Below are 15,877 nucleotides of genomic sequence, written 5' to 3'. Positions count from 1 at the left end.
TATCCGACTTTCCACTCTGACGTTAGCCCGCAATCCTTGGGGACTGCTTCCAAAAGACTTTGGTTCGCACGCCTCGAGGCACCGCTAAGCTGCAACACGACGTCCGCGGGTCGTGAGGAGTGATTTCGGCGTGAGTTGGACCTTCACCCCGGACGAGTTCGCCCATATCTGGCGCGAGACCGAACTCGATCGCCACCCGTATCCGCTGCGCATCCTCGAGACGCCGCGGACCGAGACCGAGGCCGACAAACTGCGCGCCCAGTTGAACGAGCGACTACCACCGCGCAGCGACCCGGACCTATCCGCGTGCTTGCGGATCATGGCCACACCGCAGACCAGGATCGTGGCGATCGGCGGTGGGCATGGTCCCGGCACCGAGATCCGACTGCTGGCCTGCGCGATCTACGACCGCGCCGTACTCGCCATCCAGGAACCCGGACCAGGACCGGATATCGGTGGGCGCGTGCGTCTTTCGATCGGGCTGAGCGCCAAGCTCGGCGCGCGGATCGCGTCGTTGCTGCCCGCCGTCCCCGCCGGTCATGAACCGGCCCGCGCGGCGGCCGCCGATGCGATCCGCGACGACGAGGTCGTTGTCTCGTCGCAGCGTTCGGTGCCATCGATCCGGCGGCTGCTACTCAAGCCGCATACCGCCGAGGGGCATATCCGGATCGAGAGTCGGCTGAACCAGCCGACACCACAGCCGCCGGTCCACTACACGTGGATCGATGTCAAAGGTGACGGGCGCTATCTGATCAAAGCCGGCGACACCGTGCACATCGTGCCCGCCTCGGCCGAGCAACTCGCCACGCAGCTGCAGAAACGCATTCCCGCCCAGGCAGGATGACCCTTGTTCGAACGGAACTATGTCAACCGGACCCATGGCCAACCGTTAGTCTGAGGGCGGACCGACCGATCCCCGGGGGTGTGCATGACGATCGAGACCAGCCGAGCCGATATTGCCCGCTTCAAACAGGAGGCGCAGGCAGGCACCGTCAAGTTCGATCCGGCCGCGGCGCGGCGGTGTGCGGAAATGTACGACCATCAGGCCGACCGGCTCCTCTATCTACGCCAGCGGCTCGGGTCCGCGGCCGACCTGAATGGATTCGGCGGATTCATCTCCGCACAGCAGTTACAGGCCGGGTTCGCGCACAAGGCGCGCGATGCCGCCACGTTGCTGGACCACTACATCGAGGCCGCCTATCGGATGAAGGAGGCGTTCCTGATCAGCGGCGGGCTGTTCGAGGAAGCCGACGCCGCGAACGCCGCGGCGCTGCGGGCGATCGAATCGCGGGTGCCGCGATGAGCCCAGCATTGGGTGCCGATTCCGTGGGGGGTGGTGGTCGGGCGACGGGTGGTGCAGCATCGCGTAGCGATTCCGTGGGGGGTGGTGGTCGGGCGACGGGTGGGCATGATCCCGACTACATCAGCTCGATGGAGCATTTCGAGTCGATGAAGCACGCAGAGATCTACGCCAAAACCCAGCAGATCGACGCCGCACAGATCCTCAACGCGTCGGTCACCTGGCTGGAAGTCGCAGGCACACTGGCCAGTTCGTTCCCGCTGACCCGGGCCGGGTCGGACCGAGCGATGAACTCCATGGCCTGGGAGGGCGCCGCGGCCGACGCCGCATACGCCAGCGCCCGCAGCTACGCCGACTCCGTCGACGAACTCGCCGCGATCATGGGCCAGGTCGGTGCACGCCTCGGCGCGGTTGCCGCGGCCGCCGAAGCCGTCAAGATAGCCGTTGTGCCACCGGGCAATTCGGGCCCGATCGGCACCATTGCCGCCCTCCTCGAGGCAGCCAACGTGATCAACGCGCAGATGGCGGAAGAGGCACTGCGCCAAGAAGCCGTCCTGGCCATGAACATGATCTACAAGCCCGCCTACCAAATGGCAGGCACCGCCGTCCCCGCCCTCCCCACACCCCCACCCCTGCCCGGCGCACCCGCCCCGTCAGCCCCCCAGCCGCGCTCACGGCAGCCCGAATACCCGGCACCCGAAGCCCTGCAACAGGATCAGCAACCCACCCAGCCCGGTACACCATCACCTTCCACCCCGGAATCCCAAGCACCACAACCAACTCCGATACCGGAGCCCCAAGCACCACAACCAACTCCGACACCCGAATCCCAAGCACCACAACCGACCCCGACACCCGAATCCCAAGCACCACAACCGACCCCGACACCCGAATCCCAAGCACCACAACCGACCCCGACACCCGAGCCCCAACCACCACAACCAACTCCGACTCCGGAATCCCAAGCACCACAACCGACCCCGACACCCGAATCCCAAGCACCACAACCAACTCCAGCGCCGCAGCCGGTCCCGGACCAACAGCAGACACCTGCCCCAGCACCGCCGACCCAGCAGGCACCCACACCAGAGCCGCAGTCCCCCACACCCGCACCGCCACCACAGCAGGCACCACCCCCAACGCAGGAAACCCAACCTCCTCCCCCCGCGCCCGCACCCCCGACCCAACAGGCACCCCCGCCCACACCGGAGCCACAAGCACCCGTTCCACCGCCCCCAGCTCCCGGCCCACCCCTCCCCGACCCAGGCGGCCAACCCGGCATCACCGGCCCCATCCCGGACGAAACCGGCCAATCCCAACCCCCACCGACCGGCAACCAACCCGGCGTCATCCCAACCCCAGAAGGAACCCGCTGAAACCCCCTGCCCGACAACGGATCGCAGCGCCCAACGTCGACAGCTTCCGGCCGAACCCCGAATGCGGGACGCAGCCGCACCCCTTGTCATCCTTCGCCCCTACCAAGGGCCCGGCACGACATCCCATCAGCGATTCCCCCCGGCAATCCGGTGAAGGCACGATCTCTGTCCAGCAGTCGAAGTGCAGGGTGCGAGAGTGCTCATCCACCGGCCCCTACCGGACAAGTCTGCCGGAACCGCAGGCCCGCCAACCCCATTAGGGTGCTGATTTCGAGGAGGGTACGCGTCAGCCGATGGCCGTAGGACCGGGTGCCGCTGCGGACCACGCCACGACGTATTGATCCGGGCGTGCGACGGGCGCGTTCAGACCTTGACGAGGTCGTCTGCGTGGATTACCGGGCGCTGCATGGTGTCCGGGAGTTCGGTGGTGGAGCGGCCGAGCATGCCGGAGAGTTCGGTGCTGTCGTATTCGACTACGCCGCGGGCGACGATGCGATTGTCGGGAGCGATCAGGTCGACGACGTCGCCGCCGTGGAAGCGGCCGCGCACGCCGGTGATGCCGGCGGCCAGCAGGGAACGGCGGCGGTGGGCCACGGCTTGGACGGCACCCTCGTCGATGAGGATCGCGCCGCGACTGTCGGCGGCGTGCCGGACCCAGAACTTGCGGGCGGACAGACGCACCGGGCGCGCGGCGAAGGCAGTGCCGACGGTGCCCGCGCCGAGCGCGATCTCCGCCTCGGTGGCGGCGGCGAGCAGTACGGGAACGCCCGCATCGGCGGCCAAGCGGGCCGCGGAGAGTTTCGAGGCCATACCGCCGGTGCCGAGCGCGCCGCCGCTGCCCGCGATGACACCGTCGAGGTCGGCACTGCTGCGAACCTCGGGAATGAACTTGGCCGCACCCTTGCGCGGATCGCCGTCGTAGAGGCCTTCGACATCGGAGAGCAACACCAGCGCGTCCGCACCGACCAGGTGCGCGACCAGCGCGGCGAGTCGATCATTATCGCCGAACCGGATCTCTTCCGTTGCGACAGTATCGTTTTCGTTCACCACGGCGACCGCGCCGAGCGAGCGCAACCGATCCAGCGTGCGCTGGGCATTGCGGTGGTGTTCGCGACGGGAGAAGTCGTCGGCGCTCAACAGCACCTGCCCGACCGTGCGCCCGTAGCGCGCGAACGAGGTACCCCACGCATGCGCGAGCGCCAACTGGCCGACACTGGCCGCCGCCTGTTTCGTAGCCAAATCCCTTGGCCGAGTGGTCAATCCGAGCGGCGCGATCCCAGCGCCGATCGCACCGGAGGACACCACGACCACATCGGATCCGGCGCGCATCCGCGCTTCCACTGCATCCGCCAGCCGGTCCAGCCGCGCGGTATCCAGCCCACCCTTCAGACTGGTCAACGCCGACGACCCGATTTTCACCACCACACTGCGCGCCGAGGCGATCGCCGTCCTGGCCTCACTCAGCCCGGACTGCGACATCGCCTCCGCGATCCCCGAACTCACCTGCATCGCAACCGAACTCCCGGTACCGCAACAGAACCCACCGCGCCGCAGGGGTTCACGTCTATTCCTCGTCCTCTTTGACCAGACCACGCCGCACCCGCGACGCGTGCTTGCGCTCGGCCGCGCTGATCCGGTCGTTCTGCTCCAGTCGAATGTCGGTGCCGCGGCCCGTTGGCACCATATCGATGCCGGCCGAGATCTGCGGCTCCCACTCGAAGGTGACATTGCCGATAGTGACCGGCGCGCCGGGCTCGGCGCCCTGCTTCACCAGTTCCTCCTCGACACCGAGACGGGCCAAACGGTCGGCGAGGTAGCCGACGGCTTCGTCGTTGTCGAACTGGGTCTGGCGCACCCAGCGCTCCGGCTGCGGACCGCGCACGATGAACCCGCCCGGCTCCTCCGGATCGGCGATCACACTGAAGCCGGACTCGTTCACCGCGATCGGACGGATCACCGGACGCTTCGGCGCGGCCTTCGGATGCGCCGCCCGGTACTGCTCCACCATTTCCGCGAGCGCGAATGTCAAGGGGCGCAAGCCGGCTCGGCTCACCGCCGAAATCTCGAAGACCGGCCAGCCACGTGCGGCGAACTCGGCCATCACCATCTCCGCCAGTTCGGCGGCATCGGGCACATCGACCTTGTTCAGGATCACCACGCGCGGCCGATCGGCCAGATCACCGAGTCCGGTATCGGCGTCCAAAGCCGGCTGGTAGGCCGCCAACTCCGCCTCCAGTGCATCCACATCGGAGACCGGATCGCGGCCCGGCTCCAGGGTCGCGCAGTCGACGACATGCGCGAGCACCGCACAGCGCTCCAGATGCCGCAGGAAGTCGAGCCCCAGCCCGCGACCGTCGCTCGCACCCGGAATCAGCCCGGGTACATCGGCGATGGTGAAGGTCGTATCACCACTGGAGACCACACCGAGATTCGGCACCAGGGTGGTGAACGGGTAGTCCGCGATCTTCGGCTTGGCCGCCGAGAGCACCGACACCAACGATGACTTACCCGCCGACGGGAACCCGACCAGACCGACATCGGCCACCGACTTCAGCTCGAGGACGAGATCGCCCTCCTCACCCTCCTCACCGAGCAGCGCGAAACCGGGCGCCTTGCGCGCCTTGGAGGCCAGCGCGGCATTGCCGAGCCCGCCGCGGCCGCCACGGGCCACGATGAACTTGTTGCCCGCACCGACCAGGTCGACGAGCACCTTGCCGTCGTTATCGAGCACCACGGTGCCGTCGGGCACCTTCAGCAGCAGATCGGTGCCCTGCTTACCGTCGCGGTTGTTGCCCTCGCCCGGCTTGCCGCTACTCGCTTTGGCGTGCGGATGGAAGTGGAAGTCCAGCAGGGTGTGCACATTCGGATCGACCTCGAGGATCACATCCCCGCCGCCTCCGCCATTGCCGCCATCGGGTCCGCCGAGCGGCATGAACTTCTCGCGGCGCACGGAGGCGCAGCCGTGACCACCTTTGCCCGCACGCACGTGCAGTACGACACGGTCGATGAATTTGGACATAGCCGAATCATCCTCCTTGGTGGTATCCGTAGCGATTGCTTGCAGGTCGCTCGAAAAGGTCAGTAGCGATTGCTTGCAGGTCGCTCGAAAAGGTCAGTTCAGTGGAACGCGATCTTGCGAGAACGCGAAAAGCGGGCCAGGGTTCGCGACCCTGACCCGCTCGATGCTGCTCGGAGTTGGTTTAGGCCTCAGGCCTCGACCGGCTCCGGAACGACGATGTTGACGGTCTTGCGTCCACGCTTGGTGCCGAACTCGACCTTGCCCGCCGCCAGGGCGAACAGGGTGTCGTCACCGCCACGGCCGACGAGAACGCCGGGGTGGAAGTGTGTGCCGCGCTGACGAACCAGGATCTCGCCGGCCGAAACGGCCTGGCCGCCGAAACGCTTGACGCCGAGTCGCTGGGCGTTCGAGTCGCGACCGTTGCGGGAGCTGGATGCACCCTTCTTATGTGCCATTTCTGAACTCCTGTGAAGTAACTCGAGGAAGCGCGGAGGCTTACTTGATGCCGGTGACCTTGAGGACCGTCAGCGGCTGACGGTGACCCTGACGCTTGTGGTAGCCGGTCTTGTTCTTGAACTTGTGGATGCGGATCTTCGGGCCCTTGGTGTGCTCGACGACCTCGGCGGCCACGGAGACCTTGGCCAGCTTGGCCGCATCGGTGGTCAGCTCGGCGCCATCGACGACGAGAACCGGGGCCAGCGCCACGGACGAACCGGGCTTACCCTCGATTTTCTCGACCTTCACCAGGTCACCGACCGCGACCTTGTACTGCTTTCCGCCGGTCTTGACGATCGCGTACGTTGCCATCGGTCGGCTGCCCTTCTTCCTGTAATGCGCGCGGCTCGATGCTCACGCGGCTGCGTGCTCCCGCCCGGATGACTCCGTTGGGAAACCACAGCACTCTGGTCTGGTAGTCACCGCCGCCACAGCAACCTGATGGCTCTCGGCTTCGAGCCGAGTCACAAACACAGCGCAGACGAGCGCTGTCACCGGGCAGCGACTGTCCCAGATTACAGGACGGATACCACGCCGACCAAACCGACCCTTTCGAGCAGTCGTCAGCAGCCGCCCTGGTCCAGGTCAGCCTCCCTGGCCGGTATCCCTTGTCCGAGACGAATCTCGGGCACGGGCAGATCCCCCGCACCGGACGAAGGAACCCCCGGCGCACCGCTTGCGCCGGGGGTCCGCTTCGAGGTCTTGCGATCAGCTGGCGTCGTCCACCGGCGGTCCGGCGGGACGGCCGACGGCCCGGCGACGCGGCTTGCGTGTGGGCACCACGACCGGCGCATCCGCCGTGTAGTCCACCACGGGCGCTGTCGACGCCTGTTCCACCGTCGGCACCACGAACACCGCACCCGCACTGTCCACGGCCGGTGCGGCGGCCGAACGGGCGACTCGGCGCCTGCGCCCGGTCGAACGTGGCTCGGATTCCGGGGTGCCGTTGGCTGCCGCGCGATCGGCGGGTGCGTCCGATGTCACAGTCTGCTCGACCGCCACGGTGTCACTGGATGCCGCGGCGACCGCCTCGACCACAGCGGCTTCGGTCACCGCAGCGGCCTCGTCGACCGCGGGCCGCACGGCCTTGTCGGCCGCGCTCTCGACATCCGAGACTTCCTCGGCCACCGCGTCAGCAGCCGCCTCGGCCACCACCGCGACAGCTTCGTCGACCACGATGTCCTCGGCGGTCTCGGCGGCAGCACTCTCCGCCCCGAACGCGACATCCTCGTCATGCCCGGCATCCTCGGACTGATGCGCCGCCATCGCCAACGCGACCGGATGGGCCCGCTTGACGGCGATATCCGCCTCGTCCTCGACCACCGGCGCAATGCCATTGCTCGCGGCGGGTGCGGGAGCGGCGGCACCCTTGTCCCGACCACGGCGCCGCCGCGATCCGGTCTCCCGAGTGCCGCGCGTGCTGTCTTCGGACGCCGTGAGCTCCACCGGATAGGTGTGCACCAGGATGCCGCGCCCATGGCAGTGCTCACAGGTCGTGGAGAACGCCTCGACCAGACCGGTGCCCAGCTTCTTGCGGGTCATCTGCACCAGACCCAGCGAGGTCACCTCGGAGACCTGATGACGGGTGCGGTCACGTCCCAGGGCCTCGGTCAGCCGCCGCAGCACCAGATCCCGGTTCGACTCGAGCACCATATCGATGAAGTCGACCACGATCATGCCGCCGATATCGCGCAGCCGCATCTGGCGCACGATTTCCTCGGCGGCCTCCAGGTTGTTCCTGGTGACCGTCTCCTCCAGGTTGCTGCCGCCCGCGCCGGTGAACTTGCCGGTGTTGACGTCGATGACCGTCATCGCCTCGGTGCGGTCGATCACCAGGGTGCCGCCCGAGGGCAGCCACACCTTGCGATCCAGCGCCTTGGCGAGCTGTTCATCGATCCGATAGGTCTCGAAGACGTCGACACCGTTGTTCTCGTGCCGGGAGACCCGGGCGAGCATATCCGGCGCGACCGTGCGGATGTAGTTCTCGACGGTCGTCCAGGAGCGTTCGCCCTCGATGACCAGCTTGGAGAAGTCCTCGTTGAACAGGTCGCGAATGACCTTGACCAACAGGTCCGGCTCTTCGTACAGCGTCTTGGGCGAGCCGTTGTCCTTGGACTCGGCGGCCTTCTCGATGGTGCGCCAGGTCGCCTGTAGCCGCTCGACATCGCGGGCCAGCTCGTCTTCGGCGACGCCCTCCGAGGCGGTGCGGATGATCACGCCCGCGTCGGCGGGCACGATATCGCGCAGGATCTCCTTGAGCCGCTTGCGCTCGGTATCGGGCAGCTTGCGACTGATACCGGTGGACGAACCACCCGGCACGTACACCAGGAAGCGTCCGGCCAGGCTGATCTGGGTGGTCAGTCGAGCGCCCTTGTGCCCGACCGGATCCTTGGAGACCTGGACCAGCACCTGATCGCCCGGCTTGAGCGCCTGCTCGATCTTGCGCTCCTTGCCGCCGAGTCCGGCGGCCTCCCAGTTCACCTCACCGGCGTAGAGCACGCCATTGCGGCCGCGGCCGATATCGACGAACGCCGCCTCCATACTGGGCAGCACGTTCTGCACCTTGCCGAGGTAGACGTTGCCGACCATCGACGCGGAGCCGGTGTTGGTGACGAAGTGCTCGACCAGGATGTTGTCCTCGAGCACCGCGACCTGAGTGGCGGTCGGGTGATCGGCGAAGGTCTTCTCGCGCACCACCATGACCCGGTCCACCGCTTCACGGCGGGCCAGGAACTCCGACTCGGTCAGGATCGGCGGGCGACGCCGACCGGCCTCGCGACCGTCACGCCGACGCTGCCGCTTGGCCTCGAGCCGGGTGGAGCCGGTGATGCCCTGCACCTCGTCGACCGTGGCCCGGCTGCGACTCTTGTTGCGCGGCTCGCGCTCGTGCACGACGGTGTTCGGCGGATCGTCCTCGGAGGCGGCCTCGGCCTCGGCGCCATCGCCCGCTACCTTGCGGCGACGGCGGCGACGGCGACGGCGGCTCGAGCCCTCCGGCAGATCGGATTCGTCGTCCTCGTTATCGGAGTCGGCCGCGGTATCGGTCGACTCGGCGGTATCGCCGGCGGTGCCGTTGCGGGCCGCCTTCGAACGCTCGGCGGGCTGCTCGTCCTCGGTGCTCTCGTCGCTGTCGTCACCGTCGGAGTCGGACTCGCTGTGCTGCTCGCCACGCCCACGACCACGACCACGACGGCCACGGCGGCGGCGGCGCGGCTGATCCGCGTCGCCCTGCTGTTCGGTCGAGTCCGGCTCGTCCTCGGTGGTCTCGGCTTCTTCCTCGACCGCCTCGACCGCCTCGACCGGCGGCTCCTCGGTGCGGCGGGTATCGCGCTCGGCCCGGCGCTGCCTGCGCGCCTGCTCCGCGGCCGCCGCATCCGGCGGCAGGAACAGCGGCGCCGACACCGCGGCGGGGGCCTCGAAGACGACCGGCGCCGCGACGTGCGGCTCCTGCGTGACCAAGTGGGTGAACAGCTGCACCGACGGCTGATGCGCCGCAGGCTGCTCCCCCACGGGCCGCGACCCGGACTGGTCGATCACCGGGTCCGGCGCGGAAAAGATGGGGCCCGGCTCCTTGACGGCAGGCGGTTGCACCTCGGCGGGAGGTTGCTCCTCGGCGGGCGCCGCGACCTCGGGAGCCGATGACGCCGCGGCGTCCGGCTCCGGCGTGACGAGCGCGTCGCGGACTGACTCCGCTACGGCTCGATCGACGTTCGACTGCGCACTACGCGCATCGGCACCCAACTCGGTGAGCTTGGCCAGGATGCGTTTGCTGGTTACTCCCAGCCGCTTGGCAAGCGCGTGAACTCGGATTCGATCCGGCAATTGTTCGGCATCCTGTGATGTTGTTTCCAGCGGCTCTTGATCGGCCACGAAGTCTCCTCGGTTCCCCGGGCGCGTCCCTCCTGGCAGGAGTGACGCGGCCGACGCGGGGGCACTGTCCGTTCGCCTCACGCGGTTGGCGCAAGGTCGTGTGGTCTCGCCCCGCATGCCCGGTTAACACCATGGTTGTTCGTCGATCGGGCTAACTGGTCACGCGGCGCCTGGCTGTTGGCTGAACTCCACGGCGCGAGCGCTCATCCAGCGTGCCGACGCGAACCCCCGACCCCAGCAACGGGCCAGCTGTTCGTAGCAGCGATGATCGGCATCGAACCGCAGTGTCATCCGGTTACCGTCCGTCACCGATCATTCGCGTACCTGCGCGAACAGTCGATATCGTCGATAACCGATACCAGTATCCCACACAGTGTGGTGACGTCTCACCATCACCGCACGACTTCGCCTCGCTGCGCTCGGCTACGTCCCGCGGTGATGCCGGCTGTGCCATCGGTTCGCGCAGCTCACGTCCAGGCCTCGGATCAGGCGGGGAACTCGGGGAACCAGAGCGCGATTTCCCGCTTGGCCGATTCCGGCGAATCGGAGCCGTGCACCAGGTTCTCCTGGGTCTCCAGCGCGAAGTCACCGCGAATACTGCCGGGCACGGCCTTCTCGACCGGATCGGTGCCGCCGGCGATCTGACGGAATGCCGCAATGGCGCGCGGGCCCTCCAGAATGGCCGCGACGACCGGGCCGGAGGTGATGAACTCGATCAAGGAACCGAAGAACGGCTTCTCGGCATGCTCGGCGTAGTGGCCGCGCGCTACCTCCTCGGATACCTGCTTCAGCTCCAGGGCGGCGATCTTCAGCCCCTTGCGCTCGATCCGGGCCAGCACCTCACCGACGAGGCCACGGGCCACACCGTCCGGCTTGATGAGTACCAACGTCTGCTCAGTCACGGCGCACAGCCTAATGGGCACTACCGCCAGTTACCGAACCGGCGTTAAGAAGAGCCCGGGATGCGCTGACTCGGCAGTAAGCCGAGTTCCATCCGACGCTTGACGTCGGCGCGCAAGACCAGGATGAAGCCCCACACCACGGCGAAGAAGATGCCCATCACGCCAATGGACAGATGGACGAAGATACCGAGGATCAGCAGCACCTGCAGGGCCAGATTGAACGGGATGGCCCATGGGCGACGCTGGAGTCCGGCGCCGAGAATCATGACCAGCGCCAGGATCACCAGATAGCTACCGGAGAACCAGCCGATGCCACCGCCGACGGCCGCGACGACCGGCAGCGCGAGCAGCACCGTGATCGCCTCGAGGATCAACGTGCCCGCCATGACACCGCGCAGGCCTTTCCACGGATCGGTCGCGGGCGGGGGGACCTGCGGCTGGTCGTCGGTCCCCTCGGGCTCGGCGGCGTCGCCGGTTGCCTCAGTCACGCTGTCTCCTTCTCGGCGTTCGCGGGCCCCACGTGCTTATGCATGCTGCCGCACTACGGCCCAAGCACTCACGCCGGGGCCTTCCCGAACAGCGCCCGTGCCGCGCCCGCCGTCACGACCGAGCCGGTCACCACAACCCCTGCACCGGAGACCATTTCGCTCGCGTCGCCGACCTCCTCGGCGATGGCGATCGCCGTTTCGAGGGCGTCGGGCAGGGTTTCGGCGGTGACCACTCGCTCGTCGCCGAAGCGCTGCACGGCGAGGTTGGCGAGGCTGTCGATATCCATGGCGCGCGGCGAACCGTTGTTGGTGACGACGATCTCGTCGAGGACCGGCTCCAGCGCCTCGAGGATGCCCGCGACGTCCTTGTCGGCGAGCACCGCGACAACGCCGACCAGCTTGCGGAAGTCGAACTCCGCGGTGAGCGTGGTGGCCAGCGCCCGCGCGCCCGCCGGATTGTGCGCCGCGTCGATGAAGATGGTCGGGGCACTGCGCATGCGCTCCAACCGGCCCGGACTGGTGACGCTCGCGAAACCCGCACGAACCGCGTCGATATCGAGCTGACGATCCGCGCCCGCACCGAAGAACGCTTCGACCGCAGCCAGCGCGAGCACAGCGTTGCGGGCCTGGTGCTCACCGTGCAGCGGAAGGAAGATCTCGTCGTAGACCCCGCCGAGACCTTGCAATTCGAGCTGCTGGCCGCCGACCGCGATCTGGCGGGCGAGCACCCGGAACTCCGAACCCTCGCGGGCCACCGCGGCGTCGACCTCGACGGCGCGCCGCAGCAGCACCTCCATGGCCTCGGGTTCCTGCTCGGCGATGACCGCGACGGTATCGCGCGGGACCAGGCTGTCCGGCGCACGTTTGATGATCCCGGCCTTCTCTCCGGCTATGGACGCGAGATCGTCGCCGAGGAAGTCGGTGTGGTCCAAGCCGATCGGGGTGATCACCGCGACCTGTCCGTCGATGACATTGGTCGCGTCCCAGCTGCCGCCCATGCCGGTCTCGACGACCGCGACATCCACCGGCGCCTCCGCGAAGGCGGCGTAGGCCATGCCGGTGAGCACCTCGAACTTGCTCATCGCCGGACCGTCCGCGGCGGCTGACTGCTTATCGATCATCTCGATATACGGCAGCAGTTCGCGGTAGGTCGCGACGTACTGCGCCGGGGTGATCGGCGCGTTGTCGATGCTGATCCGCTCGGTCGCCAGCTGCAGATGCGGGCTGGTGATCCGGCCGGTGCGCCGGTGCAGCGCGGTGAGCAGCGCGTCGATGATCCGGGTCACCGAGGTCTTGCCATTGGTGCCCGCGATGTGGATGGCCGGGTAGTTCTGCTGCGGGGAGCCGAGCAGATCCATCAGCGTGGCGATGCGGGCGAGCGAGGGCTCGATCTTGGTCTCCGGCCAGCGCCGGTCCAATTCCGCCTCGACCAGCGCCATTTCGGCCAGATCCACCGGGGACGGCCCGGAGCCGAGCCGCGCGTCGGGGTGCTCGTCGCCGGCGTACTGCGGCTCCGGTTCGGCGTTCATTTGCCGCTCAATTCCGCGAGGCGGGCGCCGATTCGGGCGACCTCGGCCTCGGCGATACCGCGGCGGCCCTTGATCTTGTCGACCACCTGATCCGGTGCCTTGGCCAGGAAGGCCTCGTTGCCGAGTTTGGCGGTGGTGGTCACCAATTCCTTCTCCGCCGCGGCGAAATCCTTCTCCAGGCGGCGGCGTTCGGCATCCAGGTCGACCGCGCCGGAGGTGTCGAGTTCCACGGTCACGGTGGATCCGCTCAGGCGGACCTCGACCGAGGCGGTCGCGGCGAACTCCGCGCCGGGCTCGGTGAGCCGGGCCAGGTTGGCCACCGAATCGTGCAGTTCGGTCAGACCAGCGGTGTCCAGACCGATCAGCTTGGCCGCCACCTTCTGCTTATCGGCGAGGCCCTGATCGCTGCGGAACCGCCGAATTTCGGTGATCAACCGCTGTGCGTCCGAAATATGTTGCGCGGCAGTGTCATCCGTCGCGATCCCGGTGGCCTGCGGCCAGTCGGCGATGACCACGGACGCGCCGCCGGTCAGCGCCCGCCACAGCGATTCGGTGACGAACGGAATGACCGGATGTAGCAGGCGCAGCACCGCGTCGAGCACATTGCCGAGCACGATCCTGGTCGACTCGGCGCGCGGACCGGCGAATTGCACCTTGGACAGCTCCAGGTACCAGTCGCACAACTCGTCCCAGGCGAAGTGGTACAGCGCCTCGCAGGCCTTGCCGAACTCGTAGGCGTCGAACGCCGAATCCACCTCGGCGCGAACCTCTTCGAGCCGATCGATGATCCAGCGGTCGGCGTCGGTGAGTTCGGTGCGATCGGGCAGCACACCCGGCTCTGCCCCGTTCATGAGGGCGAACTTGGTGGCGTTGAACAGCTTCGTCACAAAGCTGCGTGCGGCGAGCGCATGCGATTCGCCGACCGAGAGGTCACCGCCGGGCTGCGCGCCGCGCGCCAGGGTGAAGCGCAGCGCGTCCGCGCCGTAGGAATTGATCCAGTCCAGCGGGTCGATGCCGTTGCCGCGCGACTTCGACATCTTCTTGCCGTACTGATCGCGAATCAGGCCGTGCAGGAACACATCCTTGAACGGCACCTGCTTCGCGCCGTCCTTACCCGCGGTGAGCACGTGATCGTCGGCGACGAAGGTGCCGAACATCATCATCCGGGCCACCCAGAAGAACAGGATGTCGTAGCCGGTGACGAGAACGCTTGTCGGATAGAACTTCTGGAGTTCGGTGGTGGAGTCCGGCCAGCCCATGGTGGAGAACGGCCACAGGCCCGAGGAGAACCAGGTGTCGAGCACGTCCGGATCCTGCACCCAGCCTTCGGGCGCGGTCTCGTCCGGACCGACGCACACCACTTCGCCTTCGGGGCCGTACCAGATCGGGATCCGGTGGCCCCACCACAGCTGCCGGGAGATGCACCAGTCGTGCATATTGTCGACCCACTCGAACCAGCGCGGCTCCTGGCTGGTCGGGTGGATCACGGTGTCGCCGTTGCGCACCGCGTCACCGGCGGCCTTGGCCAGCGACTCCACCTTGACCCACCACTGCATGGACAAGCGCGGCTCGATCGCCTCGCCGCTGCGCTCGGAGTGCCCGACGCTGTGCAGGTACGGCCGCTTCTCGGCGGCGATCCGCCCCTCGGCGGCGAGCCGTTCGCGCACCTTGACCCGCGCCTCGAAGCGGTCCATGCCGTCGAATTCGGTTCCGGTGCCGATGATCCGGCCGCGCTCGTCCATGATGCTCGGCATCGGCAGGTTGTGCCGCAGGCCCATCTCGAAGTCATTGGGATCGTGCGCGGGCGTGATCTTCACTGCGCCGGTACCGAATTCGGGGTCGACGTAGTCGTCGGCGACGATCGGGATCTGACGTCCGGTGATCGGATGTTCCAGGGTTGTGCCGATCAGATCCTTATAGCGCGGATCCTCCGAGTGCACCGCGACAGCGGTATCACCGAGCGTGGTCTCCACCCGGGTGGTGGCCACGATCACATGCGGCTCATTGTCGTTCAGCGAGCCGTAGCGCAACGACACCAACTCGCCCTCGACGTCCTCGAACTTGACCTCGATATCGGAGATGGCGGTGCGCAGTTCCGGCGACCAGTTGACCAGCCGCTCGGCGCGGTAGATCAGGCCCGCGTCGAAGAGCCGCTTGAAAATGGTCTGCACGGCGCGCGACAGGCCGTCGTCCATGGTGAAGCGGTCCCGGCTCCAATCGACGCCGTCGCCGAGCGCGCGCATCTGCCACTGGATGGAACCGCCGGATTCGCGCTTCCAGTCCCAGACCTTGTCGATGAACAGTTCGCGGCCGAAATCTTCCTTGGTCTTGCCGTCCACCGCGAGTTGCTTCTCCACGATGGTCTGGGTGGCGATGCCCGCGTGGTCCATGCCCGGCAGCCACAGCACCTCGTAGCCCTGCATACGCTTGCGGCGCGAGAGGGTGTCCATCAGGGTGTGGTCGAGCGCGTGACCCATGTGCAGGCTGCCGGTGACATTCGGCGGCGGCAGCACGATCGAGTAACCGGGCTTGGCACTGGTGGCATCGGCGGCGAAGTAACCAGCCGCTACCCAGCGCTCGTACAGCTCGGCCTCCACCTCGCTGGGGTTCCAGCTCTTGGGGAGGGCATCGGCACGATTACCTGGGTTGTCAGAGGCTGCGCTGGTCACCCAGGCATTCTAGTGGTGGTGCCCGCTGAGCTCCTAAAAGGGGCAGGGCATAGAGAAGGCGGAGTCTTCGGTGGATGAGGGACACCGAAGACTCCGCCTACGGGACTGAGCTTACCGCCCAAATCGGGGCGAACCCGGAATCCATATGGAATTCTCAGCTTCTTGACACTTTCCAAATGCCGTCCCCGGCGCGGCGGAAAAACTCACCGGAAATCAGGGTTTTCCCTGT

12 protein-coding genes are annotated in these 15,877 nt (G+C 67.3%); 3 read left to right on the top strand and 9 right to left on the bottom strand.

Annotated elements, in window-relative coordinates:
* Nucleotides 1–130: 130 nt before the first annotated feature.
* The 3 genes from OG874_RS00985 (at nt 131) to OG874_RS00975 (ending at nt 2,676) form a co-directional block, all read left to right on the top strand.
* The gene (locus tag OG874_RS00985; protein WP_330253221.1) at nt 131–844 is read left to right on the top strand and encodes an ESX secretion-associated protein EspG; all 714 of its coding nucleotides are present in this window, start codon (nt 131–133) and stop codon (nt 842–844) included.
* 84 nt (nt 845–928) lie between these two features.
* Entirely contained in the window at nt 929–1,303 is a 375-nt protein-coding gene (locus OG874_RS00980; RefSeq protein ID WP_330253220.1) for a hypothetical protein, read from the top strand.
* Nucleotides 1,304–1,449: 146 nt separating this feature from the next.
* Nucleotides 1,450–2,676 carry a hypothetical protein gene (locus OG874_RS00975; protein ID WP_330253219.1) on the top strand — a complete coding sequence of 409 codons (1,227 nt, stop codon included), beginning with the start codon at nt 1,450–1,452 and terminating at the stop codon, nt 2,674–2,676.
* Nucleotides 2,677–3,039: 363 nt separating this feature from the next.
* Here OG874_RS00975 and proB read toward each other — a convergent pair whose 3' ends face one another.
* From proB to OG874_RS00930, 9 genes are all read right to left on the bottom strand, one after another.
* The gene (proB, locus tag OG874_RS00970; protein ID WP_330257683.1) at nt 3,040–4,155 is read right to left on the bottom strand and encodes a glutamate 5-kinase; all 1,116 of its coding nucleotides are present in this window, start codon (nt 4,153–4,155) and stop codon (nt 3,040–3,042) included.
* Nucleotides 4,156–4,240: 85 nt separating this feature from the next.
* Nucleotides 4,241–5,695, bottom strand: coding sequence for a GTPase ObgE (gene obgE / locus OG874_RS00965; RefSeq protein ID WP_330253218.1), 1,455 nt, complete (start codon nt 5,693–5,695; stop codon nt 4,241–4,243).
* Nucleotides 5,696–5,883: 188 nt separating this feature from the next.
* Nucleotides 5,884–6,150 (bottom strand): 50S ribosomal protein L27, encoded by a 267-nt coding sequence (gene rpmA, locus OG874_RS00960; RefSeq protein ID WP_330253217.1) that lies wholly within the window; start codon nt 6,148–6,150, stop codon nt 5,884–5,886.
* A 40-nt stretch (nt 6,151–6,190) separates the two neighbouring features.
* Nucleotides 6,191–6,502 carry a 50S ribosomal protein L21 gene (gene rplU / locus OG874_RS00955; protein ID WP_330253216.1) on the bottom strand — a complete coding sequence of 104 codons (312 nt, stop codon included), beginning with the start codon at nt 6,500–6,502 and terminating at the stop codon, nt 6,191–6,193.
* A 396-nt stretch (nt 6,503–6,898) separates the two neighbouring features.
* Complete coding sequence (locus OG874_RS00950; protein ID WP_330253215.1) at nt 6,899–10,060, bottom strand: translation initiation factor IF-2 N-terminal domain-containing protein; 3,162 nt, start codon at nt 10,058–10,060, stop codon at nt 6,899–6,901.
* A 485-nt stretch (nt 10,061–10,545) separates the two neighbouring features.
* Nucleotides 10,546–10,962, bottom strand: a complete 417-nt coding sequence (gene ndk / locus OG874_RS00945; protein WP_228002254.1) for a nucleoside-diphosphate kinase — start codon at nt 10,960–10,962, stop codon at nt 10,546–10,548.
* A 44-nt stretch (nt 10,963–11,006) separates the two neighbouring features.
* A complete protein-coding gene (locus OG874_RS00940) occupies nt 11,007–11,348 on the bottom strand; it encodes a DUF4233 domain-containing protein (protein WP_330257682.1) in 342 nt (113 codons plus the stop codon).
* Nucleotides 11,349–11,518: 170 nt separating this feature from the next.
* Nucleotides 11,519–12,979: a bifunctional tetrahydrofolate synthase/dihydrofolate synthase gene (gene folC, locus OG874_RS00935; RefSeq protein WP_442943253.1), complete on the bottom strand. Its 1,461-nt coding sequence runs from the start codon at nt 12,977–12,979 to the stop codon at nt 11,519–11,521.
* Complete coding sequence (locus OG874_RS00930) at nt 12,976–15,648, bottom strand: valine--tRNA ligase (protein ID WP_330253214.1); 2,673 nt, start codon at nt 15,646–15,648, stop codon at nt 12,976–12,978. The genes folC and OG874_RS00930 overlap by 4 nt, the downstream gene beginning before the upstream one ends.
* Nucleotides 15,649–15,877 lie beyond the last annotated feature (229 nt).

It is taken from the genome of Nocardia sp. NBC_00565 (assembly GCF_036345915.1).
Lineage (GTDB): Bacteria > Actinomycetota > Actinomycetes > Mycobacteriales > Mycobacteriaceae > Nocardia.
The sequence above is the reverse complement of the archived record's forward strand: the minus strand, read 5'-3'. Positions and strand labels throughout refer to the sequence as shown.

What these genes read in the sequence shown, in the direction of transcription:
- OG874_RS00980 (WP_330253220.1), top strand. Translation starts at nt 929, where the DNA reads ATGACGATCGAGACCAGCCGAGCCGATATTGCCCGCTTCAAACAGGAG.
- OG874_RS00975 (WP_330253219.1), top strand. Translation starts at nt 1,450, where the DNA reads ATGAAGCACGCAGAGATCTACGCCAAAACCCAGCAGATCGACGCCGCA.
- proB (WP_330257683.1), bottom strand. Translation starts at nt 4,155, where the DNA reads ATGTCGCAGTCCGGGCTGAGTGAGGCCAGGACGGCGATCGCCTCGGCG.
- obgE (WP_330253218.1), bottom strand. Translation starts at nt 5,695, where the DNA reads ATGTCCAAATTCATCGACCGTGTCGTACTGCACGTGCGTGCGGGCAAA.
- rpmA (WP_330253217.1), bottom strand. Translation starts at nt 6,150, where the DNA reads ATGGCACATAAGAAGGGTGCATCCAGCTCCCGCAACGGTCGCGACTCG.
- rplU (WP_330253216.1), bottom strand. Translation starts at nt 6,502, where the DNA reads ATGGCAACGTACGCGATCGTCAAGACCGGCGGAAAGCAGTACAAGGTC.
- OG874_RS00940 (WP_330257682.1), bottom strand. Translation starts at nt 11,348, where the DNA reads ATGGCGGGCACGTTGATCCTCGAGGCGATCACGGTGCTGCTCGCGCTG.
- folC (WP_442943253.1), bottom strand. Translation starts at nt 12,979, where the DNA reads ATGAACGCCGAACCGGAGCCGCAGTACGCCGGCGACGAGCACCCCGAC.